The 24,764-nt window shown below is 64.4% G+C and carries 19 protein-coding genes; 7 read left to right on the forward strand and 12 right to left on the reverse strand.

Annotation, left to right across the window (positions count from 1 at the left end; translation table 11 throughout):
• Positions 1 to 11: 11 nt before the first annotated feature.
• From E2K99_RS06775 to E2K99_RS06795, 5 genes are all read right to left on the reverse strand, one after another.
• Positions 12 to 1,130, reverse strand: coding sequence for a VirK/YbjX family protein (locus tag E2K99_RS06775; RefSeq protein ID WP_134221751.1), 1,119 nt, complete (start codon positions 1,128 to 1,130; stop codon positions 12 to 14).
• A 134-nt stretch (positions 1,131 to 1,264) separates the two neighbouring features.
• Complete coding sequence (locus E2K99_RS06780) at positions 1,265 to 3,751, reverse strand: TonB-dependent siderophore receptor (protein ID WP_134221752.1); 2,487 nt, start codon at positions 3,749 to 3,751, stop codon at positions 1,265 to 1,267.
• 13 nt (positions 3,752 to 3,764) lie between these two features.
• Positions 3,765 to 4,718 (reverse strand): FecR domain-containing protein, encoded by a 954-nt coding sequence (locus E2K99_RS06785; protein WP_134221753.1) that lies wholly within the window; start codon positions 4,716 to 4,718, stop codon positions 3,765 to 3,767.
• Positions 4,719 to 4,726: 8 nt separating this feature from the next.
• Complete coding sequence (locus tag E2K99_RS06790; protein ID WP_240733867.1) at positions 4,727 to 5,245, reverse strand: sigma-70 family RNA polymerase sigma factor; 519 nt, start codon at positions 5,243 to 5,245, stop codon at positions 4,727 to 4,729.
• A gap of 386 nt (positions 5,246 to 5,631) precedes the next feature.
• A complete protein-coding gene (locus E2K99_RS06795; RefSeq protein WP_134221755.1) occupies positions 5,632 to 7,224 on the reverse strand; it encodes a sensor domain-containing diguanylate cyclase in 1,593 nt (530 codons plus the stop codon).
• 429 nt (positions 7,225 to 7,653) lie between these two features.
• Between E2K99_RS06795 and E2K99_RS06800 the strand changes: the two genes are divergently transcribed.
• Positions 7,654 to 9,381 (forward strand): methyl-accepting chemotaxis protein, encoded by a 1,728-nt coding sequence (locus E2K99_RS06800; protein WP_134221756.1) that lies wholly within the window; start codon positions 7,654 to 7,656, stop codon positions 9,379 to 9,381.
• A 238-nt stretch (positions 9,382 to 9,619) separates the two neighbouring features.
• Here E2K99_RS06800 and E2K99_RS06805 read toward each other — a convergent pair whose 3' ends face one another.
• The gene (locus E2K99_RS06805) at positions 9,620 to 10,618 is read right to left on the reverse strand and encodes a MerR family transcriptional regulator (protein ID WP_134221757.1); all 999 of its coding nucleotides are present in this window, start codon (positions 10,616 to 10,618) and stop codon (positions 9,620 to 9,622) included.
• A 251-nt stretch (positions 10,619 to 10,869) separates the two neighbouring features.
• On the opposite strand from E2K99_RS06805, the gene E2K99_RS06810 reads away from it, so the two are divergent.
• The 3 genes from E2K99_RS06810 (at position 10,870) to E2K99_RS06820 (ending at position 14,766) form a co-directional block, all read left to right on the forward strand.
• A complete protein-coding gene (locus E2K99_RS06810; protein WP_134221758.1) occupies positions 10,870 to 12,603 on the forward strand; it encodes a methyl-accepting chemotaxis protein in 1,734 nt (577 codons plus the stop codon).
• 13 nt (positions 12,604 to 12,616) lie between these two features.
• The gene (locus E2K99_RS06815; RefSeq protein ID WP_134221759.1) at positions 12,617 to 14,428 is read left to right on the forward strand and encodes a putative bifunctional diguanylate cyclase/phosphodiesterase; all 1,812 of its coding nucleotides are present in this window, start codon (positions 12,617 to 12,619) and stop codon (positions 14,426 to 14,428) included.
• A gap of 110 nt (positions 14,429 to 14,538) precedes the next feature.
• Complete coding sequence (locus tag E2K99_RS06820; RefSeq protein ID WP_051057645.1) at positions 14,539 to 14,766, forward strand: hypothetical protein; 228 nt, start codon at positions 14,539 to 14,541, stop codon at positions 14,764 to 14,766.
• Here E2K99_RS06820 and E2K99_RS06825 read toward each other — a convergent pair.
• Positions 14,763 to 17,489, reverse strand: coding sequence for a hybrid sensor histidine kinase/response regulator (locus tag E2K99_RS06825; RefSeq protein WP_134221760.1), 2,727 nt, complete (start codon positions 17,487 to 17,489; stop codon positions 14,763 to 14,765). The two genes, E2K99_RS06820 and E2K99_RS06825, sit on opposite strands and share 4 nt — an antisense overlap.
• A 10-nt stretch (positions 17,490 to 17,499) precedes the next feature.
• Positions 17,500 to 18,294, reverse strand: a complete 795-nt coding sequence (locus E2K99_RS06830; RefSeq protein WP_039788738.1) for a response regulator transcription factor — start codon at positions 18,292 to 18,294, stop codon at positions 17,500 to 17,502.
• 508 nt (positions 18,295 to 18,802) lie between these two features.
• On the opposite strand from E2K99_RS06830, the gene E2K99_RS06835 reads away from it, so the two are divergent.
• A complete protein-coding gene (locus E2K99_RS06835; protein WP_034338255.1) occupies positions 18,803 to 19,477 on the forward strand; it encodes a response regulator transcription factor in 675 nt (224 codons plus the stop codon).
• A gap of 18 nt (positions 19,478 to 19,495) precedes the next feature.
• On the opposite strand, the gene E2K99_RS06840 is transcribed toward E2K99_RS06835, so the two are convergent.
• Together E2K99_RS06840 and E2K99_RS06845 are read right to left on the reverse strand one after the other, a co-directional pair.
• Complete coding sequence (locus E2K99_RS06840; protein WP_134221761.1) at positions 19,496 to 20,080, reverse strand: flavin reductase family protein; 585 nt, start codon at positions 20,078 to 20,080, stop codon at positions 19,496 to 19,498.
• A gap of 147 nt (positions 20,081 to 20,227) precedes the next feature.
• Positions 20,228 to 21,148: a dihydrodipicolinate synthase family protein gene (locus E2K99_RS06845; RefSeq protein WP_039789746.1), complete on the reverse strand. Its 921-nt coding sequence runs from the start codon at positions 21,146 to 21,148 to the stop codon at positions 20,228 to 20,230.
• A gap of 129 nt (positions 21,149 to 21,277) precedes the next feature.
• Here E2K99_RS06845 and E2K99_RS06850 point away from each other — a divergent pair, with 129 nt between their 5' ends.
• Both E2K99_RS06850 and E2K99_RS06855 read left to right on the forward strand, forming a co-directional pair.
• On the forward strand, positions 21,278 to 22,228 hold the full coding sequence (locus E2K99_RS06850) for a LysR family transcriptional regulator (protein WP_134221762.1): 951 nt from the start codon (positions 21,278 to 21,280) through the stop codon (positions 22,226 to 22,228).
• 169 nt (positions 22,229 to 22,397) lie between these two features.
• Positions 22,398 to 23,105 carry a transcriptional regulator NanR gene (locus E2K99_RS06855; protein WP_134221763.1) on the forward strand — a complete coding sequence of 236 codons (708 nt, stop codon included), beginning with the start codon at positions 22,398 to 22,400 and terminating at the stop codon, positions 23,103 to 23,105.
• A gap of 12 nt (positions 23,106 to 23,117) precedes the next feature.
• Here the strand turns inward: E2K99_RS06855 and E2K99_RS06860 are convergent, their stop codons facing one another.
• Together E2K99_RS06860 and E2K99_RS06865 are read right to left on the reverse strand one after the other, a co-directional pair.
• Positions 23,118 to 23,975, reverse strand: coding sequence for a hypothetical protein (locus E2K99_RS06860; RefSeq protein WP_134221764.1), 858 nt, complete (start codon positions 23,973 to 23,975; stop codon positions 23,118 to 23,120).
• Between the two features lie 115 nt (positions 23,976 to 24,090).
• Positions 24,091 to 24,756, reverse strand: coding sequence for a helix-turn-helix transcriptional regulator (locus E2K99_RS06865; protein ID WP_134221765.1), 666 nt, complete (start codon positions 24,754 to 24,756; stop codon positions 24,091 to 24,093).
• Positions 24,757 to 24,764: the final 8 nt, after the last annotated feature.

Consider the following 24,764-nt stretch of genomic DNA (forward strand, 5'->3'; position numbering starts at 1 on the left):
GCAGTCGGTGTTCAGGGGCCGGTGCGCACCAGCGCGCCGCGCACCTGCTGCGTGACAGCCTGCGTGAGCGCCAGGCGCTGGCGGGCTTCGGCGCGCTTGCGCGAGGGCAGGGATTGCAGATCCGGTGCCGTTTCTTCACATGGCAATTCGTAGTCGCCATCGCTGCGCCTTGCTGCGCCCAGTTCCTGCCAGAAAGCGTCATAGTCAGCGTGGACCCGCCCGCGTTTGCCGCGCCGGCTGGCCACGCGATTGCCATTGCTCACCAGCAGCACGCGGCTGCAGCCATGGCCGGCGCCGATGGCGCGCACCATGCGGATCATCAGCGCCTTGGGCCGCAGGCCGAACAGGTCGCGTGTGGCGCGCCGGATCTGCTCGCGGCTGTCAGCACCGCCGCCGCCCTGCAGGCAGCCGATGCGCACGATCCAGCCGTTTCCTTGGCGGCACAGGGTGAAGGCGGTCGAGAACAGGTGGTCCTGGCCGCGATACAGGTGCAGCGCCAGTTCGCCCTCATGGTCCAGGCTGTTGATGGCGGCCAGGCGCACCTCGTAGTCCTGGCCCGACTTGCCTTGGAACTGGCCGATCGGGATTTGCTGCTGCGACGCTTGCAGCACCAGCGGGGCCAGGCCACGGCGGATGACGAAGTCGTAGTGGCTGGTCAGGATCTCCAGCCGTTGCGGCCGGCGCAGGCGCAGCGACTGGTAGGGCCGGTAGATCTTGTGCAGCAGGCGCGGCGTGGCTACCGCCAGGGCCGCATGGGTGGCGGTCAGGTTCCAGAAATCCAGCCATTGCCGCGTCTGGCGCGGGGCCAGCAGGCCGCGTGTGCGCAGCTTGATCTGCCGAGCCAGGCGGGAGAGCGGCGCGCGCGGCTGGTCCGGAGCACTGAGCAGGCTGAGCGGCGCACTCGGGCGGGCCGCACGCAGACGCGCGGGAACGGCCGCGTTCCAGGCCGGGGAGGGGCGGGCGGCACCGGTACTGGCACGTACCAGCTGTACGCAGCGGGCCATGCCCGGTACCAGCAGGTAACACGCCACGGCCAGCAGCAACAGGCTCAGGCAGGCCAGCAACGGTTCCTGGATGTCCAGCAGCAGCCCGTAAGGGCCGGGGGTATGCGGAACGGTAATGAACGACATGGGGACGACTCCTTGCACGATGAAGACAGAGAAAGGGAGCTCTCTGTCTTGCTTGTGCAACGAGCCGCGCAAAATGACGGTCTGTTACAAATTTTTTTTCAGGGGGCAGTGGTCCGCTGCGCTGGGGCAGCGGATCAGAACTCGACGATATGGGTCAGGGTGAGCGTGCGGGACGGCTCCACGCCGATGGTGGTAGTGGCGAAGTCGCTGTAGAGGCGGCGGTCGAACAGGTTGCGGATGCCCAGCGTGGTGCGGCTGCCGCTGCCGCGATGGTAGAGGCTGGCGTCGACCCGGGTCTGGCCGGCGATGCGTACCTGCGAATTGCTGTCGCTGAAGGCCATGTAGCTGCTGCGTGCAGTGAGGCCGGCCCCGAAGCCCCAGCCGCGCCAGGCCTCGGACTGCAGGTCATAGGTGCTCCACAAGCTGGCGCGATGGTGGGCGAACTGTGCGATCCGGCGGTCTTCTTCGGTGCTCGCGGCCGGACGGAACAGGCTGTAGCCGTAACTGGCGATGATGTTCCAGCCGCGTGCCAGGCGGCCCGACAGGTTCAGCTCCACGCCCTGGCTGACGGCCGAGGGCAGCAGCACGTAGCTGTTGAAGGGCGAGCTGGTATCGGGAAACACGAACTGCAGCACATTGGTATGGCTGGCACGGTAGAGGGCGGCGGTGAAGATGGCACGGCGCTCCAGCAGCTCCAGCTTGAGGCCGACTTCCGCCGATTTCCCGGTGGTGGCGGGCGCACTGTTGATGCCGGGTTTGCCGCCATTGAGGCTGGAGTCCAGCAGCAGCTGGCCCGGGGTGAAACTGCGGAAGGCATTGGCGTAAACGGTGGCGGTGTCGCTGAGCCGGTACGCGATCCCGAGGTTGTAGACCGGTCCGTGCCGGGGTGGCGAGGTGTCGTGCTCGACGCCGTTCATGTCGACGTCCGACGAAAAATTGTTGCGTTCCTGTTCGTAGCCGACGTTGGCCAGCAGCGTCCAGCGACGCCAGCGCACCTGGTCCTGCAGGTAGAGGTTGGAGGTGTAGATCGCGTCGCGGCCACTGACGATGCCGGGGGTATCGGTGATGGCCGGGAAGTCGCTGGCGACGGGCGGCCAGGTGACGCCGATGACGTTCGAATTGCTGGCGTCGCTGTAGCGGAGCAGGCGTGTGCGCGTGAAGCTGCCACCGGCCATCACCGTATGCTGCCACTCGCCGCTGACGATCTTGCGGGAGAGGCTGTTATCCAGCCCGATGCTGTCCGCATGCAGCAGCGACTGGTCGCTCACGCATACGCCGGTACCTTCGTCCAGGTCCACCGGCGAGCAACTGGTGTAGCCGGCTGAGTGGTAGCGCAGCCGCGTCAGGCGGGCCTTGCTGTTGAGACGCCAGCCGTCACCCAGGTCTTGCTCCCAGCGGTAGAACAGCTCGCTCTTGGTGGCCTGGCTGTGATCGTCCGGCAGGCCCCAAGGCGTGTTGCGCAGGTCGGGGCCGGGGCCGGTGTCGGTGAGCATGGCGCTCTGGTAGCCGCCGAAGGGGGACCGTGTGACGTGGTGGCTCAGGCCTGCTACCACGGCGGTATCACGGTCCTTGTAGCCGAGCGAGGCGGCGAGGTAGAACTCGCGCGCGCCGTCGTAGCCATCCAGGGTGCGCTTCTCGTGCGTGGCCGAGAGGATCGTGCGATAGGTCCAGGCGCGGTCCTCCGTGAGGCTGCCGCCGAGGTCGAGGGCGCTGCGCCGATGGCCGCGATTGTCGACCTCCAGCGTCCATTCGCGCAGGGTATCGGCCACCGGTTGCTTGGTCACGATGTTGACCGATCCGCCCGGTTCCATCGGTCCGCCGACCACGATGGAGTCGGCACCGCCCAGGACTTCGACGCGTTCGATGGCGGCCATGGGCACATCCAGCGAGGTGATGCTGCGTGAGCCGGCGACGCGGCCATTGGTCACGTTGGACAGCGAGACCAGGTCGCCCCAGCCATCGCGCATGACCGGGGCGATGAAGCTGCGCACGTAGAGCGTACCGGCCTGGTCGACGCCGTCGCCGCGGCCATGGACCACGGCGCTGATGTTCTGCAGGCTGTCCACCACCGAGCGCGATTGCTGGCTTTCGAGAACGGAACTGGTGATCTCCTGCAGCGACACCGGCAGGGCCGACAGTTTTTCTTCCTGCCGTGTGGCCAGCCGGCTGCCGCTGGCCAGGAAGCCGCTGTCGAGATAACCGTGGCTGCTGTTGCGCTCCTCCCCGGTGCCGGTCTGCATGACCGGTGGCAGCGGCGGATTGTAGCGGGGCAGCACTTCCGGAATGCGGCGTACCCCGTATGAGCCATCGGCCTGCGCGACCAGTTCCAGCGGGCTGTCGGCCAGTGCGCGCTGCAGTGCCTGGGGTAGCGTGTAGCGGCCTTGCACGCCGTTGCTGCCGAGCCCGGCCGTCACCGCCGGATCGAACAGCACGATGCCACCGGCGGTACGCGCGATGGCGGCCAGCGTCGCTTCCATGCTGGCGGCGGGCAACTGGAAGTCGAACTGCGCCAGCGGGACGGGGGCGGAAACGATTTGCGCGGCAGCGGGCGCGGTCAGCAGCGCCAGCGGGCTGGCCGCGAGGCAGTGCGCCAGCAGGAGGGTGAGGCGGGTGGGGCGCATGCAGCAGGCGGGTTCAGGCGCGTGCGCTGATGGTGACCCAGTAGGGGCTCACCCGTGTCACAGAGATGGGCAAGGCGCTGGCCAGTGCCGACAGGGCGCGCTCGCTGTCATCCAGCGGGAAGGCACCGCTGATGCGCAGCCCGGCCACGGCCGGATCGAGCCTGAGGATGCCCGTGCGGTAAGGACGCAGCGCTGCCACCACTTCGGCCAGCGTGTTGTTGGCGGCGGTGTAGTAACCGTCGACCCACGAGGTTTCCCCGCCAGCATTGGCGCGTGCGGTACCGATGCGGTCGCTGTCGAACCAGAGATGCTGGCCGCCGGCCAATTGGCCACGGGTATTGTTGCGGGTCACCACCCCGATCTGACCGGCCTGCACCGCCACCAGTTCGGTGCGGGCGGGCTGCAGGGCCATCGCCAGCGTTCCGCCCAGCAGCTCGGCGCTGCCATGCACGGTCTGGATGATGAAGGGCAGGTCCGCACGCGCCGCCACCTGCAGCTGGATTTCGCCCGCCAGCAAGCGGATTTGCCGCGTGCCCGATGCGATCTGCTGGTCGATGGCGCTGCGCGCGTTGAGGATCAGGGTGCTGCCGTCGGCCAGCAGGGTGCGGCGACGCTCGCCGGTGCCGGTGTGCAGGTCGGCGCGCAGTCCTGCCAGCGGGGTGACGCGGTCGGCCAGCAGGGCGGCACCCACGGTGAGGCCGGCCAGAATGGCGATCTGCTTGAGGGCCTTGCGACGCCGGCTCTTCTGCTGCAGCGTGTTGCGCAGCACCTGGGGGGCGGCACCGACCTGGCGCGGAACGTCGAACTGCTGCACCGACTGCGCCAGATTGGCATAGGCCACGGCATGGCGCGGATCAGCCGTTTTCCAGTGTTCGAAGGCGGCTTGTTCGCCTTTGCTCAGTTCGCCTTGTTCGATCTGCAGCATCCACTCGATGGCCTGCTCCACGATCTTGTCTTCGTTCTTCATGCGCGCGCTTACCCCAGCGGCGCGAAGCCGGCGGCCTTGTAGCATTGCAGCAGACCCTTGGCGACGTAGCGGCGGGCCACGCTGGGCGTGATGCGCAACTGTTCACCGATGGCCTGGTAGGTCAGGCCATCGAGCTTGTAAAGCAGGAAGGCCGCGCATTCCTTGGCGGTCAGCCCGGCCAGCGCCTGGTCCATGGCGCGCAGGGCCTGCAGCAGTTGCAGCTGGTCTTCGGGCGAGATGGCCTGGGCCTCGCCGTTGGTGTGCGCCAGCGCTTGCAGGCAGGCTTCCTCCAGATCGCGGCGTCGCCACAGCTCGTAGACGATGCGGCGCGAGATCGTGGTCAGCAGCGCGCGCGGTTCGCGCACTTCCTGCGGCGGCGAGGTGAGCAACTGGGTGAAGGTTTCGGCGGCCACGTCCTCGGCGGCAAAGGCATCCCCCACGCTGCGCCGCAGGCGCGTGCGCAACCAACCATGGTGTTCGATGAACATGGCTTCGATCTGGTTCATGGCGCCGAGCGGATCGGACATCAGATGTGAACTCATGCGGGGTCAGAAATGCGAGTAATTTTCGAGGAAGAGGCCGTGGTGGCCATGCTGGTCTCATCACCAGTCCGCTCTTGTCTAAGGACGGGATGCGCTGCAAATTATAAGAGAAATTCACAGTTGTGAAAAAAACTGCCTGCGACCATGGATGCGCCGTGCATCTGAGCCCGCTTTTAATCAGCATGGACAGGCATTTCCGGTCGATTGACTTAGTCCGTTGTGTGACCAAAGTGTAAAGTTTCGATGGAGATTCCGTGACGGGATCGCTCCCGCAGTCAGTGTTTTGTCAGCTGCGGAGACATGTTGGTGATCTCATTCGCACCGGATGTCATCCATTTTTATTGTGAGTTCTTGGTTGAGTTCTGGGCGCTTCACTGCGAATTTCCTGCGGCTGCATCCGGTTTGATCGAAGGCGTTACCGGACGCGGCAGCTGGCAGTCTTCCACCCGGTCGCGGCCGCGTTCCTTGGCGCGATAGAGTGCGCGGTCGGCCCCCGCGAACAGATCTTCGATGCGCATCTCGGGCCGTGGCACGCAGCTCATCACGCCGGCGCTGATGGTGACCACGCCACCGGCATTGCCCTGATGCGGGATCGCCAGTGCGCGCACACCATCAAGCACCTTCTGGGCGATGCGATGAGCATTGTCGAGATCGGTGTCGGGCAGCAGCAGCGCAAATTCCTCGCCGCCGTAGCGCGCTGCCAGGTCGCCGTGCCGGCGCTGCATCCCGCGCAGGGTGCGGGCCACGTCCTGCAGGCAGTAGTCACCTTGAATATGGCCGTACAGGTCGTTGTATTTCTTGAAGTAATCGACATCGAACATCACCAGCGAGAGGGCGCTCTTGCTGCGGCTGGCATTGCGCATGGCCAGTTGCAGTTGTTCATCCAGGTAGCGCCGGTTGGGAATGCCGGTCATGCCATCCAGCATGGCCTGGGCCCGCAGGTTTTCGGTGAGCAGCTTGAGGGACAGGTTCTTCTTTTCGATCTCTTCTTCGGCGCGATCGCGCATGCGTACCACGCGCAGCAGGTAGGCCGTCAGCAGGCCGACCAGCAGCGCCGCCGAGACGATCACCAGCAATTGCGCACGCTGCGCTTCGCGCCAGTCGGCCAGCATTTCGTCATGGGCCAGAGCGGCCGTGACGAACAGCGGATAGTCCGGCACCCGGGTGAAATAGTTCAGGCGCAGCACGCCATCCTGCGCCGACTGGATCACCGCCCAGCCCGACTGGCGCTGTTGCGCATGATCGCGATAGAGCGGCAGGTCGGCCATGCTCTTGCCGAGAAACTCGCTGCCGTAGGGTCGGCGCAGCAGCATGCTGCCGTCGGTGCTGGCCAGCACCAGTGAGCCCTGCTTGCCGATGTTGAGTTCGTTGAACAGGCGCATGAAGTGGTCCAGGCTCACGCCCACGCGGATGACGCCGGCCGGCTTGCCCTGGCGCAGGCGCTGGCGCGTCACCGGAATGATCCAGCGGCCGGTGACGCTGCTGATGACCGGCGTGCCGATCTGCAGTCCGCCGCTCTTGTCCTCCGCACGGCGCTCTCCGCGCGCCATGGCCATTGCCGGTTCCATGCCGGACAGGCCGGCCGGCTCCGCATGGGCGGGCCAGCGCTGCCGGGTGCGGCCCTGCTCGTCGATGACCAGCAGGCTGTCCAGTTCGGGAAAGAGCTGGCTCTGGCGCGTGAGCAGATCTTGCACCATGCCTTGCAGTTCAGCCGGGGAGAGGCTGCGGCTGCCTTCCAGTCCGGCGATTTCCTGTATCAGCAGATCGGCCGCACGAAAGCTCAGGTTGACCTGGGTAGCCAGGCCGGTGGCGAGATTGAGGGTGGCGGTCTCGCCGCTCTTGATCGCTGCTTCGCGGCTGCTGAGGCTGCCGTTGAGCAAGGCATAACCAAACAGCGCGCTGCCCAGGATGGCCAGGACCAGCGAGGTGATCCTGACCTTGTTGTTGAGACGTTTGAGAGGCATGGCTTACTCCGGGGGATGTTGGGTGAACGTGTCAATCTGAAATCAAATTAATCAAATTCACCATTTGTATTTTAATGCAAATGCATTTTGATTTCCTTTATTGCAATAGAAAGCCCCTTTTTAAAGGGCAGAATGTTGATGTGGATTAAGCCGCTTGTTGCTTTTCGTCAGGCATCGATCGGATCGCGAATTCCTCTCATTTCCTTATGGAATGGCTATTTCCACATGGTAATGCTCACCATTTGTCACGCCTGGATGATTGATCCGGCAACTGTGGCGTGAAAATGCGACGGAATTTCGGCGTTAAAAACATTTTCATCGAATACGTTAAATAAATCGTTTATATTTCTTGCAGTCGGCTGACAAATGTTGGCCCGGCACAGGGGTTTCTTGGGGTTGGCTCAGGTGTAAAAACGAAGAGGGGATGAAATGAAAATCACGGATATCAAGATCAGCGTCCGGTTGGGCGCATGTTTCGCGGCACTCATTGCGGTGATGTGCCTGATCGCGGGAGTGGGCGTCAAGAATTTGTGGTCGGTCAGCGATGCCACCTCGGAAATCGTCAATGACCGCTACGTCAAGGTCGCGCTCGGTGCGCAGATGAGCGACAAGATCAACACGGCCGCCCGCAGCCTGCGCAATGCCATCCTGGCGCGCAATCCGGAGGAGGCGAAGAAATACCTCGACCGGGTCGAGACCAACACCAAGGATGTCGGCGAGATGCTGGTACGGATGGAAAAACTCATCAACACCCCGCGCGGCAGGGAATTGATCGGCGCGCTCAATCAGTCGCGCGACGAATACAGCAAGCACCGGGCCAAGGTCGTGGAATTGATCCAGCAGCAGAAAAAGGATGAGGCAACAGCTTATCTGTTCGATCAGACCATCCCGGTGCAGGACAAGTATTTCGCCGCCCTCAAGAACTTGGCCGAGTTCCAGGTCAGCCTGATGGACAAGGCGGTGGAGCGCGCCAATGACGCATCCAGCAATGCGGTCAACATCATGCTGCTGCTGTCGGCGGCTGCCATCGTGCTCTCGGTGGTGTGTGCCTGGCTGATTACCCGTTCCATCACCCGTCCGCTCAACCAGGCCGTGCAAGTGGCCACCGCCGTGGCGGCCGGTGACCTGACGGTGCAGATCGACAATTCCTCCAAGGATGAAACCGGCGCGCTGCTGGCGTCGCTCAAGGCCATGAACGACAACCTGCACCGCATCGTGACCGAAGTGCGCCAGGGCAGCGATACCATCAATACCGCTTCCGGCGAGATTGCCACCGGCAACCTGGATCTGTCCTCGCGCACCGAGCAGCAAGCCGGCGCGCTGGAAGAAACCGCTTCGGCGATGGAAGAGCTGACCTCCACCGTCAAGCAGAACGCCGACAACGCCCGCCAGGCCAACACCCTGGCCGAAACCGCCTCGCAGGTGGCAATCCAGGGTGGCAGCGTGGTCGGTGAAGTGGTGCAGACCATGAGCCAGATCAACGATGCGTCGCGCAAGATCGTCGACATCATCAGCGTCATCGATGGCATCGCCTTCCAGACCAACATCCTGGCCTTGAATGCCGCCGTGGAAGCGGCCCGGGCCGGTGAGCAGGGGCGCGGTTTCGCGGTGGTGGCTTCTGAAGTGCGGACCCTGGCGCAGCGCAGTGCCGCCGCCGCCAAGGAAATCAAGACATTGATCGACGCCTCGGTGGAGCGCGTGGAAAACGGCAGCCGCCTGGTCGAACAGGCCGGCACCACCATGGATGAAGTGGTGGCCAGCGTCAAGCGCGTCACCGATGTGGTGGCCGAGATCACCGCCGCCAGCGGCGAACAGAGCGATGGCATCGAGCAGATCAACCAGGCCATCGTGCAGATGGATGAAGTGACCCAGCAGAATGCTGCGCTGGTGGAAGAGGCGGCCGCCGCTGCGCAATCGCTGCAGGAGCAGTCGGGCCGTCTGGTGGAAACGGTCAGCATCTTCAAGCTGAGCAACCATGAAACGCGTCGTCCGGTACCGGTGGCTGCTACCGCGGCACGCACCGTGGACGTCACGCCCCGTGCTGCAGCACTGCCGCGCAAGCCGGCAGCCAAGGCCAGCGCACCGGCCAAGGCTCTGCCGGTTGCGCAGCCAGCCCTCAAGCCGGCCGCTGCTGAAGGGGATTGGGAACAGTTCTGAAGGGCCAGCTCAATCCCGCAAGGGGAGGGTTTGGCGAGCAGCGCGTCCATTGGGCGCGCTGTTTTTTTGTATTGATTCAAGCCTGCATTGAGGCCTGAATCCAAGCGTGAATGAAGGGCAGAACTGTGGCGTGAATTCGCACGTGGATTGAAGCGTGAATTCACGTGCGAATTTTGCACCAGATCCTGTACAGAATTCTGTCCCCAATTCGGACCGGCCTCATCCCGGTCAACTGTGCTTACGTCAGCGAAATTCCCTTGAAGCGCGCCAGCTTTTGCAGTGCGTCTTCCAGCGGCAGGCGCGCGCGTCCGGCGGCAATGCGCAGTTCCCGATGCAGTTCGGCTTCCTCGGTCGTGTCGTCTTCGCACTGGCGGCTGTAGCGTTCGAATCCGGCCAGTGCCGTCAGCAGTTCGGCCAGATGGCGCGGACATTCACACTGCATGCGATCGGACTGGTCCGACACCGACGCCAGGGCGCTCTCGCTGAAGCGCGGCTCCGGCACCCATTCGTCCTCGCCCGGCGTCTGCGCGGCCGCCGGTTCCATGCGTCGGATCATCTCGCACAGCCACTCCACATCGATCCCTTCCACCGCCTTGCGCACCACCCGATGCCCGGCTTCGCGCAGGCGCACCACCATCTCCGGCGAGCCGAAGCGATACAGGATCAGTACCGGTACCTGCACGCCGTCGCGGCGCAGCCCCTCCAGCCGCTGATCGAGATCGCTGTCGAGAACCGTGCTTTCCAGCAGCAGCAGGTCGCCCTCGAACTGCCTGAGGTCGAGTTCATCCAGGCTCTCGACAGCCATGATGACGCTCAGTTGCCGATGCGCCAGCGCCTGGCCGACCGCCTTGGTGGCAATCCAGGGGCCGACCAGGGCCAGCCGCGTGACCGGGCCGGCCTGCCGCTCGTGGCTGCCGCTGCCCTCGGCAGGCAGGCTCTGCGCCAGCGCCTGCAGGTCCTGCGGGGACAGCGTGGCCAGCTTGCCGATGCGATGGCCGGCATCCACCAGTGTCTTGATCCAGACCAGGCGTTGCATGTCTTCCTGCGAATACAGGCGCTGGCCGCCGCCGCTGTGCTGCGAGGAGGTAATGCCGTAACGATGTTCCCAGGCGCGCAGCGTCTCGACTGCCATGCCCAACTGGCGCGCCACCGCGCCGGGGCGCAGCAGCGGCAGGTCGGACAGCTCGGCTGTTTCTGCTGCAGGAGCCGGTGAAGAGGGGGCTTGTTGGTTCGTCATTGTCGTATTTCCAATGAAAAATATTTTTGTAATGTACGGATATTTTTTAAATATATCTGTTCAGAGTCGTTGCAAAGCAAATTTGTTGCGCGCTGAAAAAGATTTTTACCGTTTGTTTTGGTGATTATCTTGAGTGTGTCACGCTTTTTCCTGAATGTGAAACATCGTGATCAACAACAAGAATCGGCCCGCCCCCGTGGACACGTGTCGATCCATTCGAGAAACCTTGCATCCCCCCGGAAAGAACCATCATGAAGATATCGGACCTGAAAATCGGCACTCGCCTCTATATCGGCTTCGGATTGGTTTCCGCCATCCTGGTCATCCTGGTCAGTGTGGCCTATGCCAATTTTGCGCGGCTGGGTGCAGCCAATGACATGAACATCCATAGCTACCAGGCGCGGGCAGAAATGCAGGCGATGCTCGAAAGCCTGATCAATATGGAAACCGGCGCGCGCGGTTTCGCCTTGACCGGCAATGAGGCTTCGCTGGAGCCGATGCAGCAGGGCCTGGCCAGTTTCAAAACGCATCTGGACAAGGCCCGTCAGCTCACCGTGGACAACCCGACCCAACAACAGCGCTTGCAGCAATTGGCCGAAGCCGAGCAGCGCTGGGTGAGCACCGCCATCGAGCCCACCGTCGCCCTGCGCCGTGCCGTGCGTGACGGCCGCGAGGACATGAGCAAGCTGGTGGCCCTCGTGCAGGCCGGCCGCGGCAAAGCCGAAATGGACAACATGCGCGCCATCTTTGCCGAGATGGACCGCATGGAAAGCAGTCTGCAACAAGAGCGCAGCGACCAGGCCGATGCACTGGAAGCGCTCACCGGCAAGACCCTCATCATCGGCGGCGTGGTCGCGGTGGTGCTGGCGCTGCTGCTGGCCTGGTGGCTGGCCAACAACATCACCCGTCCGCTGGCCGTGGCCGTGCGCCTGGCACGCCAGGTGGCAGGCGGTGACCTGACCGCCCGCATCGACGTGCGTTCCCGTGACGAAACCGGCGAGCTCCTCAGCGCACTGAAGGACATGAATGCCAGCCTGGTTACCATCGTCTCTGGTGTGCGCCGTGGTACCGACATGATCGCCACCGCCTCCTCGCAGATTGCCAGCGGCAACCTGGACCTGTCCTCGCGCACCGAACAACAGGCCAGCTCGCTGGAAGAGACCGCATCCTCGATGGAAGAACTGACCTCCACCGTGCAGCAGAACAGCGCCAATGCACGCGAAGCCAACCGCATGGCGCAGGCCGCCTCCGACATCGCCAGCAGCGGTGGCGGCGTGGTCAGCCGCGTGGTGGAAACCATGGAAGAGATCAATGCCTCCTCGCGCAAGATCGTCGACATCATCAGCGTGATCGACGGTATCGCTTTCCAGACCAATATCCTGGCCTTGAATGCCGCCGTGGAAGCGGCACGCGCCGGTGAGCAGGGTCGCGGCTTCGCCGTGGTCGCGACCGAAGTGCGCAGCCTGGCCCAGCGTTCGGCCGCCGCTGCCAAGGAAATCAAGGCGCTCATCAGCGACTCGGTGGCCAAGGTCGAATCGGGCAGCGTGCTGGTCAATGAAGCCGGTGACACCATGCGCGAGATCGTCGAGAGCGTGCAGCGCGTGACCGGCATGATCAACGAGATCAGCGCGGCCGGTGAAGAACAGCGTTCCGGCATCGAGCAGGTGAGCCAGGCGGTCGGCCAGATGGATCAGGTCACGCAGCAGAATGCAGCCCTGGTCGAAGAAGCGGCCGCTGCCTCGCAATCGCTGCAGGAACAGGCGCAGGAACTGGCGCAGGCCGTCAGCGTGTTCCGCCTCGATGCACAGGCCGCCCAAGAGATGGCCATCGACGTAGCTGCCGCCGCAGTGACACCGGCACCGGCGGCCATCAAGAAGGCTCCGGCCACCATCAAGCCGCGCATTGCACCGCGCGAGCCGCACCTGTCGGCACCGGTGCCCAGCCGCAGTCTGGCGGGCGCTTCCGACGAATGGGTTACTTTCTGATCGCCACGCCACCATGCACGCCGACCTCCTCCGATTGACCGCCCCCTTGTCGGGGCAAGCCGGGCAAGCCGAACGGGAGCGTGAGCGCCTGGCCGTGCTCGATACCTACTGCGTGCTGGATACCCATCCCGATGTGCTGTGCGATCTGGTGACCGAACTGGCGGCCACGCTGTTCAACACCGAGATCGCACTGGTCTCGCTGGTCGCTGAGAACCGCCAGTGGTTCAAGTCGCGGCGCGGTCTGGAGGCACCCGGCACACCGCGCTCGCAGTCCTTCTGCAGCCACGTGATCGAGCAGGATCAGGTCATGGTGGTGCTGGATGCGACGCAGGACCTGCGCTTCGCCGACAACCCGTTGGTGACCGGTGAGCCCGGCATCCGCTTCTATGCCGGGGCCCCGCTGCAGGCCAGCGATGGCGTGCGGCTGGGGACGCTGTGCGTGATCGGCAAGTCGCCACGCGCCGCCTTCGGTGATGCTGATCGGACCAAGCTGACGCAACTGGCGGCCATCGTCATGGCGCGGCTGGAGATCCTGCGAGTGTCCAGCTATGTCGACAGCCTGACTTCCTTGCCCAATCGCAGCCGCCTGACCGCCGACCTGCACAGTCTCGCTGCGCTGGGGCAGGACGGCGAGGGCCTGTCGGGCAAGTTGACGGCGGTGGCGGTCGACATCTGTGATCGCGTGTACCTGCGCGACATGATCAAGGCGCTGGGCTGGGATTACGTGGAAGGTTTCCTGATCCAGGCCAAGGAACAACTGCGCCAGTCGCTGGGTGAGGTGGCGCTCTACCGCATCGGCACCACCACCTTTGCTTACCTCGAGCGGCGCGACATCTGGCAGCAACAGGTGGAGCAGATCGAACGTGCCTTCGCCGGTACCGTCGAGTACCAGGGCATTCCACATCGACTGGAAATTTCCGTGGGCATCGTGCCGCTGGGCCAGTGCGATGACATCGAGGAACTGGTGCCCTCGCTGCTGACGGCAGCTGATATGGCGCGTGATTGCGGCAGCCTGCAATGCCGCTATGAGCAGCCACTGGGGCAACAGCAGAAGCATTCGTTCGAGCTGCTGTCGGCCATTCCCGGCGCGCTGCTCGCGGGCGACCAGCTGTGGCTGGAATACCAGCCCAAGATCGCGCTGGCCTCGGGCCATTGCGTCGGGGTGGAGGCGCTGCTGCGCTGGCGTCATCCGGTGCATGGGGTGATCTCGCCGGCCCTCTTCATTCCGCTGGCCGAGAAGACCGCACTGATTCGGCAGGTGACCCTGTGGGTGCTGCAACATGGCATTGAGCAGGCGGCCGCGTGGGCGCGCCGTGGCCGCGCCGTTCCAGTGGCCATCAACGTATCGGCCCGCGACTTCGACAATGATGATCTGGTGCAGACACTGGCGATCCAGTTGCGGCGGCATCGCATTCCGGCCGGGCTGATCGAGATCGAGTTCACCGAAAGCGCGATGAGCAAGAACCCCGAGGCGCTCTACGGGCGGATCCAGGAAATCAAGCGCCTGGGCGTGAAGGTGGCCATCGATGATTTCGGGGCCGGCTTCAGCAACCTGAGCTATCTCAAGAACATTCCGGCGGACTACCTCAAAATCGACCAGTCCTTCATTCGCAACATGGAAAGCAATTACTCGGACCAGCAGATCGTGCCTTCGATGATTCACCTCGGGCAGAAGCTGGGCTTTGCCGTCGTAGCCGAAGGCGTGGAAACCGAGAAGTGCCGCCGCATCCTGCATCACCTCGGGTGCGAATACGGGCAGGGCTACGGCATCGCCCGCCCGATGGCGGCCGCCGATACCTGGGACTGGATCGCGGCGCGCGATTGAGCCGCTCCCATCAACGCTGCCGGCGGCGCATGCCCAAAAAGGAGGGGGCTTGCGGTGAGGATTGGTGAGGCGTATATTTCCAGATAGAAATATAAATCTGGAGACTTTACGTGACAATCCGACCGGTCCCCCTCCCGTTCGCATGGTTCGCCGTTCTCGTCTTGGCCGTGGTGCTGCCCCTGATGCTGGGCGCGTGCAGCCGTTCGCCAAAGGAGCAACTGGCGTTCCAGCACGCGGAAGAGCAATACCAGATCAACCAGCGCAATGCCGAGCTCGCGCGCAGCCGGCCCGAGGGGGACTCCTCGCGGGACGATGAACGGAGCCGGGAGCGCGATTAAGCCTCGCCTGCCGTCTCTTGCCGCATGGCTTGATCATCGCGGCACAGCGCCTCCAGCCGGTCCAGATCCGCAGTGATCACCCATTGCCGCGCCAGCACAGCAAAACTTTCATACGCGGGATTCTGCTGCTGCAGCGTATCGCACCAATCCAGCAAGTCCGACACCGCGCCCATCGCGATGAGCGCCAGCGCCTGCTGCAGCTCTTCCGGCGGCGGATGCTGCAAGGGCAGGGGAGCGGCATCGTCATCGGCTGAGGCCGCCTCCGGATGCAAGCCCAGCAGGCGACCGATGGTTTCCTGCAGTTCCAGGAAATTGACCGGCTTGAGCAGGCAGGCATCGAAACGTTCATCCGGCTCATCGCTCGGCGCCGGCTGCAGCGTGGCTGACAGCAGCAGCACCGGGACTTGCGGCAGATGCCGGCGTACTGCTTGCAGCACGGCGTCGCCATGCAGGCCCGGCAGCTGGTAATCGGTCAGCACCAGCGCCAATGCGGGCGCCTCCGGGAGGGCGATACGGGCGATGGCGCTTTCCGCATCGGCCAGCAATTCCACCGCGAAGCCGACGCTGGCCAACTGGTCGCCCAGCAATTGCGCGATGTCGGCATGATCTTCCACCACCAGTGCCAGGCGGCCCTGGCCATCGATGAGAAGGCGACCATTGGCGTCTTCCGGCGCATCATGGCGGGCGATGTCGCGCTCGCTGGAGATGGCGGCCGGCAGGCGCAGCGTCATCGTCGTGCCTTCGCCGGGCCGGCTGGACAGCATCACCTGGCCGCCCATCTGCTGCATCCACTGGCGCACGATGGACAGCCCCATGCCGATACCCGGCTGCGAGCGGTCGGCGTTGGCCCGTTCGAAGGGTTCAAACACCCGGGTCTGGAAATGTGCAGGGATGCCGCTGCCGGTATCGCGTACCTGCATCTCCATGACGCCCATCTCGGACTTCGCCGAGGCCGGGTGCCAGAGGATCTGCAGCACGATGCGACCGTCCCGGGTGTACTTGGCGGCGTTGTCCAGCAGGTTGCCGAGGATGCGCCGCAGTCGCCGGGCGTCGATGGCGAGCACCGGTGGCAGCGTCGGGTCCACCTGCAGATGAAAGGAATTGTGCTGGCGCTCGGCCAGCAGGGCCGCTTCCTGGCCGATCTCCTGCAGCAGGGCGTGGGCATAGACCGGGGCAGCGTGCGGCAGATCGGGGCGATCGCCGCGGGCATAGTCGATCAGGTCGTTGACCATGGCCAGCATGTGGCGGGCGCTGCGCACGATGATGCGGCCATGGCGCGCACGCTCGCCGCCGCCGGTCTGCAGCATGTCAGCAAAGCCGAGGATGGAAGTCAGCGGTGTGCGCAGGTCGTGGCTGATGCGGGTGAGGAATCCGGTCTTGGCGCGGTTGGCCTGGTCGGCCGCCGCCAGCGCTTCGCGCAGCTCGCGGGTGCGGGTCGCCACCGCCTGTTCCAGCTTGAGTTGCTCGCGCACACGCATATACAGCATGGCCCATTGCATCTGCTCATGCTTGCGATGCAGTTCCAGCGCGCGGCCGATGATCGCCACGGTGGCCAGGCACAGCAGTCCCATCTGGAACAGCGCCGCGAAATGCCAGTCCGGCAGCAGGCTGCGGTCGACCAGGCCATTGAGTTCGAGCAGCTTGACCGACAGGCCCAGCCAGGCCACCGCAAAGGACAGCGTCAGCAATCGGGCGTGCGGCAGTCCATACCACCAGGCATGCAGCATCGAGGCCAGCCAGATCACATAGGCGAGGGCACCGGTGGCATTGGCCAGCGGCGCGGTGACGCGATAATCGCCCAGCGCGGTCCAGCCGATGATCACCGACAGCAGCAGGTACAGCGTGCGATAGACGATCTGCCAGCCGCGCAATCGCTCCATTCCGACCAGCACCTCGCTCATGCGCACGTAGAGCAGGGTGGCCGCGCATCCCAGGGTGGCCGGGGCACGCACCTGCCATGCACCGCCCGCGGGAAACAGGTAGCGATAGAGATAGCCCTGAAACGTCCAGATATAAGCCAGCGCGATGAGAATCCACGCAGCCATCAGCAGGAAGCCACGGTCGCGCCAGGCGATGCCCTGGATCAGGGCATAGCTCACCAGCAGCAGCGCGCCCCCCAGTACGAAGGCCTGGATGGCCAGTTCGCGTCCTTCCTCTTCGCGATAAGCCGCCGGCTCCCACAGGGCGAGGTTGAGATCGATGGAGGATTCACCGGCGACGCGCAGCACCCACTGGCGCTGCTCGCCGGGAGCCAGTGTCAGCGCGAACAGTGGTGTGCGACTGATGATCTCGCGTTGCGCGAGGGCGTGCAGCGTACCGGCGCTAAGTGGCGTGATCGCTGCCGGCGCGACCTCCACAGGCGTGGCTGGCAGCCAGTACAGGCGTACATCCTGCAGCCGCGCCGAGGCCAGAGTCAGCCAGCGTGTGACAGGCTGGCTGCTGTCGTTGCGCACCGTGCCGCGCAGCCAGAAGGCAGCGCTGCTGTAGCCCTCCTGCAGCATGGGGACGGCGATGGCTTCCCATTGCGTACTGTCGAGGGCCGCGGCCAGCATGGCGCGGCCTTCAGTGTCGCGCAGTATCTGCACTTGCGGCGTGATGACCACGCGCGAGTCGATCCCCGCCAGCTCGATGGACGGCAGCGCCGGTGCGGCCCGCGCGGCTTGGGGCAGCAGGCTCCAGAGCAACAACGATGGCCACAGCAGCGCTTTACGCAGACGTGACATCGTCCTCTCGTCAGCGCCGGAACTGGCTGGGCGGCATGCCGAAGCGTTCGCGGAAGGCCGTGGAGAAATTGGCCGTGTTGCTGTAGCCCAAGGCCAGTGCGATGGCCCCGATGTCGAGGGTGCTTTCGGAGAGCAGGCGGCGCGCTTCCTTCATGCGCTCCTCGCGCAGGAAGTCGAAGACGGTGACGCCGGCGCAATGCTTGAAGGCGCTGGACAGGCGGCGCGCATTGGTGCCGACCGCAGCGGCCAGGGCATTGAGCCCCAGCGGCTGGTCCAGCTTGTCCATCATGAGCCGGCGCGCGGCCTGGAACAAGACCATGTCGAAAGTGCTGGAGCCGCCCTGCGTTGCGGAACCGGTGGGCGTCTGCGTGATCGGCGGCAGGTCCGCATGCAGGGTTGAACGCAGATGCACGCACAGGCGCAGCCGCACCTCCTCGAAATCGAAGGGCTTGGTGATGTAGTCCACCGCGCCCACGCTCAGGCCATTGACCTTTTCCTCGGTGGACGCGGCGGCCGAGAGGAAGATCAGCGGAATGTTGCGCGTGCAGGAATTGGCCTTGAGCAGACGGGCGCTGGTGAGTCCGTCGTAGACCGGCATGCGGATGTCCATCAGGATCAGGTCCGGCCGCACGGTCTGCGCCTTGCGGTAGCCATCCTGTCCGTCGCGTGCCACGTAGAGCCGCGCGCCATGGCGCAGCAGGAAGTCCGACAGCAGCATGCGATCTTCCTCGGCGTCGTCGACGACCAGGATGCGCTGTCCGGACAAAGGCCCGGCATAGACCGGGTGGATTGATTTGTAGACCATGTTCGCCTCATCTTGAATGAGCGGGACGTTACCGCGAAAATTCGAAGACACGAAGCGAAAATGGCCACCCTGAAAATATTTTTCCCGCGATCAAAACTCTGCGGTGGATGAGCAAAACATCGACGAGAAATTCATCGAAAAAGTTCTATATCGACGACAGGGAGGACGCTGCGCCAGCCGCCCGGGAGCGAAGAAATGAGCGCCGCTGACGAGGCCCGCCTGGAAAAAAATGAGAGCGCATAGCGACCCGCTGAGAAGCGCTTCCCGCATCGTTGAAGCGATGGATGGCGTCGCACCGAAATATTTTTCCTTGCGCCAGAAAGATGAGACCGGTTCGCAATACCTGCAGGTAAAAACGGAGGGTGTCTTGCGCTAAATTCTTTTCCGGTCATCGGGCTCGCCGACGTTGCAGCAGCACGCCCGGCGGCAAGGCGATGACACCACGAACCCGTGCCCGCAGCAGGTGCGCGGCGTGACGGGAAACGCAATGACATCAGGGGAAATCGCAATGGCCACTATTCTGTTGGTTGAAGACATTTTGAGACACGACCGCAACGCTTGCCTGGCCCGCTTCCTGGAAGATCAGGGGCACAAGCTGATCCGGATGATGGCGGACGGGGAGGAATTGCTCGCGCCGCTGCAGGACGGCGACATCGCCATCATCCACGTAGGGCGGGCCAGCGCCGCCGGTTATGCGCTCACGCAGCGACTGCGCAGAAGCAACGCGCGCATGGGCATCCTGCTGCTGGCCTCCGAGCACGAGAGCGTGACGGTGCGCATCGCCGGCCTGGAACGCGGTGCCGACTTCTGTGAACCACTGCCGCAGCGGCTGGAACTGCTCAACGCCTATATCGAGACGATGTTGCGCCGGGTGGTGCCACAGGCGTGGCAGCTGGATGTGGCCGCACGCACGCTGCGCGCGCCGCATCACGATGCGGTGGAAATCAATTCGCGCGAAGTGGCGCTGTTGAAGGCGCTGGCCAGCAGCACCCGCCATGCCGCTGACCGTTGCGCCATTGCCCATGCCTTCGGCGTGGAGTGGGTCAGCTTCGACGAGCGGGTGCTGGAGAAGACCGTCAGCCGCCTGCGCCGCAAGTGGCGCGACAGCACCATGTACGATTTGCCGCTGCGCACCTTGCACGGCGTGGGCTACTGTTTTACGGAAGCGATTCAGGCCTGCTAAGGTTCCCGTTGCGGGAGATCAGACCTGGCGCGCCTGCTGCTGGTTGCCGGCCACCACGAACTTGCCGGCGCCCAGGTGATGCAGGGTGTGGAGGTCGGCATTGTCCGCCGTGAAGTTCCAGTGGCCGTTCTCGAAGATGCGGGCATCGGCGGCGGCACTGACGACTTCCGCGAACAGGGTGTCGTAGGCATCCTCGGTCTGGCCCTGCGGCAGCCAGCGGCATTCCAGCCAGGCGGCGCAGCCTTGTTCGAGGACCGGCACGCCCAGCACCGGGCCGCTGGTGGCCGCGATCCGGTGGCGCGCGAACTTGTCTTCGTCGCGGCCACTGGTGCTGCCGACCGCGTAGCTCAGATCCATCTGTGCCGCACCGGGGATGATGAGGCCGAAGCTGCCCGATTGCCTGATCAATTCACGCGTGAAGGTGCTCTTGTCGATCACCACGGCGATGCGCGGCGGCGTGAATTCCACGGGCATCGACCAGGCCGCTGCCATGATGTTGCGGCGACCCTCACGGGCGCTGGTGATGAGCACGGTCGGGCCGTGGTTGATGAGGCGACTGGCGTGTTCCAGTGCGACGGGGCGGAAGTGGCTGGCTTGTGACATGGACTCCTCGTGCGATAGAAAAATTGGCAAACGCCAAGGATGACACAGAACGCACAGCCTCGCCGGATGCGCGGCAGCAAGCGAGCGCCCAAGAAAAACGGGAGCCTGAGCTCCCGTTGCGTGCGGCATGCCTTGCTGCGGACTGCCTTACTTGCCCCAGCTCAGGACCATCGGATCCAGGCGGCGCGCCACGCGCAGCAGGCCTTCGCGCACCTTGGGGTGCATCGGGGCTTGCGGATGGCGCAGCATGTCGGACTTGATCACGCCGCCTTCGAGCATCAGCGCCTTGCAAGCGGCCAGGCCGCACTGACGGTTCTCGTAGTTGATCAGCGGCAGCCATTGCATGTACAGCTCGGCGGCCTTCTCGGTATCGCCCGCGAAATACGCATCGACGATCTTGCGGATACCGTCCGGATAGCCGCCACCGGTCATGGCACCGGTCGCACCGCCATCCAGGTCGGGGATCAGGGTGATGGCTTCTTCGCCATCCCACGGGCCGACCACGGCGTCGCCGCCCAGCTCGATCAGTTCGCGCAGCTTGGAGGCGGCACCGGCGGTCTCGATCTTGAAGTAGGAGACATTGGCGATCTCCTTGGCCATGCGCGCCAGGAAGGGGGCTGACAGCGGCGTGCCGGCGACCGGTGCATCCTGGATCATGATGGGGATGTCGATGGCATCGGAGACGCGGCCATAGAACTCGTAAATCTGTTTTTCCGAGACACGGAAGGTGGCACCGTGATACGGCGGCATCACCATCACCATGGCGGCACCAGCATCCTGCGCGGCACGGCTGCGCTCGGCGCAGATCTGGCTGCCGAAGTGGGTGGTGGTGACGATCACGGGGATGCGGCCGGCCACGTGCTTCAAGACCGTGTCCTGCACCAGCACGCGCTCTTCGTCGGAGAGTACGAATTGCTCGGAGAAGTTGGCCAGGATGCAGATGCCATTGGAGCCGGCATCGATCATGAAGTCGATGGCGCGCTTCTGGCCTTCCAGATCAAGCTTGCCGTTTTCGTCAAAGATGGTCGGGGCGACCGGGAATACGCCGCGGTAAATGGGGGTGCTCATGGAGTCTCCGTCGTGGTTGTCATGGGCCATCACAGCGATGGCGGGGTGCGATGGCGTTGAATATACGTGGGGGCCGATGGACTGTATAGTGAAGACTTTCCATCATGTGATCGCTTTTTGGAATCACCCATGAAACCCGCGCCCAGCCAGCAAAGCCTCAACAGTCTCCTGTCCCGCCTGCGCATGAAGCAGCTGCAGCTGCTCATCGCCCTGGACGATCATCAATCCCTGCACAAGGCTTCCAGCGCCCTGGCCATGACGCAATCTGCGGCCAGCAAGTCGCTGGCCGAGCTGGAATCGATGCTGGATGCGCAATTGTTCGAGCGCACCAAATCGGGCCTGATCCCCAACCAGTTCGGCCATTGCGTGATCCGCCATGCGCGTCTGATGGCGACCGATCTCGGATCGCTCTGCGAGGAAATGGCGCAGATCCGCTCCGGACGCGGCGGACGGCTGGCCATCGGGGCGGTCATGGGGGCCTTGCCGGAACTGGTGGTGCCGGCGGTGGATGCCTTGCAGCGGCGTCATCCGGAGCTGTCCATCGATATCGTCGAAGAGACCAGCGTGCAGTTGCTGAGCCGGCTGGATGAAGGCCATCTGGATTTGCTGGTGGCGCGCGCGAGCGTCTCGGACAACCCGGGCAAGTATCACTATCAGCCCTTGTCGGAAGAGCCGCTGTCGGTGGTGGTCTCGGGCGAGCACCCGCGCCCGCGCGGCAGGCAGATGAGCCTGGCGGCGCTGGCCGGCTATCGCTGGGTCACCTATCCCAGCCACATGCCGCTGCATGCGGTGCTGGAGCGCGAAATGGACCTGGCCGGGGTGAGCATGCCGGGCAATGCGATCTCCACCGCCTCCACCTTCGTGACGGTGGCCTTGCTGCAGCAGGGGACCGACATGGTCTCGATTCTGCCCACGGCGGTGGCGGAGATGTTCGTCAAGCGCGGCATGCTGCGCATCCTGCCGGTGAAGCTGCGGTCGATGTCGCAGACCATCGGCATTGTCACGCGCAAGGGCGGGCAGTTGTCGATGGCGGGGCAGGCCTTCGTGCGTTTGTTGCAGGAAGGAATCTGCGCAGCCTGAGCATGCAGGCCTGCTGTGGCAGGTTGATGCGATGTTGATGGCAAAGAGCGGATGGGGTGGTGAAAATGATGCGCGAAACGCTCCGTTTCGGCGCCCGCAATCACAGTACTGGCGCGGGATTGTGGTAGAGTGCGCGTCCAACGAAACCTACAAACGAGACAGTGCAGCCATGCCGGAACCGATACAGCGACGCAAGCTTTACCAGGAAGTGTTGGAGCGCCTGATGGCGCGCATCCATCAAGGGGAATTTCCTCCGGGATCGCAGTTGCCCTCGGAACGCGACCTGATGGACCAGTACGGAGTGGGCCGCCCTGCCGTGCGCGAAGCCTTGCAGGCGATGGAGCGTTCCGGCTTCGTCGAGATTGCCCACGGTGAACGGGCGCGGGTGCGGGATCTCACCGCCCGCAGCCTGATCGCCCAGATCGCCGGTGGCGCACAGCACCTGTTGCGGACCAAGCCGGACATGCTGGGCCATCTGAAGGAAGCGCGGGTCCTGCTGGAAACCCACACCGCCCGCCTGGCCGCCGAGCGCGCCACCGACGCGCAGATCGATCGCCTGCGCGAAATCATCGCCGCACACCGGGCCTCGATGGTCAACCTGGACCAGTTCATTGAACGCGACATGGCCTTCCACCGCGAGATTGCCGATATCAGCGGCAACCCCATCTTCCCGTCCATCGTCGAATCGATGTTTTGCTGGGCAGGCGAGTTCTATACCAACCTGGTGCGTGCACCGGGCGCGGAAGAACTGACCCTGGCCGAGCACCAGCGCATCGTCGACGCCATTGCCGCGCATGACGGCGATGCCGCCGCCGACGCCATGCGCGCGCATCTGATGCGGGCCAATGACCTGTACCGGGAGCTGGGCCAGCAGTAAGGGGAAGCGGTCCTAACGCAGCATGCCGTGCCAGGTCGGCTGTTTTTCTTCGTGATAATAAGGGCGGGTCAGCGGTGCCGACATCACCGCCGCATCGGCCAGCACCGTGACCGTGAACAGGCCCGGCGGGCCGTCATAGCGGCGGCAGGCCTGGGCTGAATTGCGGTTGTTGTGCATGTCCACCACCAGCAGGCGCTTCTCCTCTTCGCTCATGCCCGGCGTGGGCGGCGGGGCCATGCGCTTGGGCGGGATCACGAGGGCATCGCCCGGTTCCACCCACAGGTCGGCCAGGCTGATTTCATTGACGTAAGGACGCCAGCGCGCCACCGTGATCACCAGCGGTTCGGGGCCGCGCGAAAAGAAGATGTGCGCGAAGTAGTGATACTCCAGGTCGGTGGCATTCCAGGTCAGCAGTTCGCGGCTGCGGCCATCGCCCAGGTAGGGCGATTCATAGCCGGCCCACTTGCCATAGGTGTAGTCGGCCATCACCAGGTTGTCGAAGGGAAAGTGCAGGCATTGGCCGTCGCGCAACAGGGTCGCGCCGAAAGCCTGGGCGTTCTCCGGGGTGGCTGGCAAGGGCTCGTAGCGCACCTCGGGCACACGGAAATCGAATTCGGTAATCTCGTAAGAGGGCCAGTCCTTGGGCGTGACGGTGCGCTGCCAATGGGCGATGTCGCGGTAGGTCGCGCCGCGTTCAAGGGCCGGCGCTTCCGGTGCCAGGGTGATGATCTCGCCCACAGGGGTCTCGCTCTGGCTGCCCACGCCCCTGTCGTTGCACATGTACGGATATTGCTTGGGGTCGAGCAAGGGCGTTGACGGCCCATCCTTGATGAAGAGTACGGGATCGAAATCACTCTGGTCTGGCGGCATGGCTTCCCCTGGCGTTGGTACGGTGGCATGGTGGCGATGGCCGTGCGGCCTCCCCCGAGGCGGCGCGGCGAGCGCGATCTTCGCACATTTCCGGCCGTGCCGGCAGTCCCGCGTTTCAGCGCGCGGGCAAGCGCCGGATACGATAGACGCAGCGCCGGCCGCCTGCGGGCAGGTGCTCCTCCCGGGTGATGGCGAACTCCTCGCCCAGCACCTCGCCAAAGAGCTGCAGCTCCGAACGGCAAAATCCCTGGCAAGTGCTGGCGGCGGCGCAGATGGGACAGTGGTCCTCGATCAGCAACCAATCCCTTCCTTGCTTTTCCACCCGTGCCATGTAGCCCTCGGCGGTGCGCAGCTCGGCCAGCCGCTGCAGGCGCTTGCCGGGGGCCGTGATCCCGTCGCACTGCAGCAGGTAGTCCGCACGCATGTCCTGCTCGCGCTGGTCGATCAGCTTGTGCAGGCCGGGTTCGCCAAACAACTGGCGGATCGAGCCGATCAACTGCACCGTCAGCTGGGCGTGGGTATCGGGAAAGCGGCGATGGCCGGCACCGGTCAACTCCCAGTCCTGGCGCGGCCTTCCGGCCCGCACGGTAGTCTGGACCTGGCGCGGGCAGATCAGGCCTTCGGCCGCCAGCTTCTGCAACTGCTGGCGCGCCGCCTCGGGCGTGATCTGCAGTTCGCCTGCCAGTTCGGCGGTGGATGCCGGTCCACGTGTCTTCAGGCGCAGCAGGAGTCGTTCGGCCGTGCTGGGGCCGGTGTCGGCAGCAGAGCTTTCATCGCGCATACTATTTT

Origin of the sequence: Herbaspirillum huttiense (assembly GCF_004367745.1) — a bacterium.
Lineage (GTDB): Bacteria > Pseudomonadota > Gammaproteobacteria > Burkholderiales > Burkholderiaceae_D > Herbaspirillum > Herbaspirillum huttiense.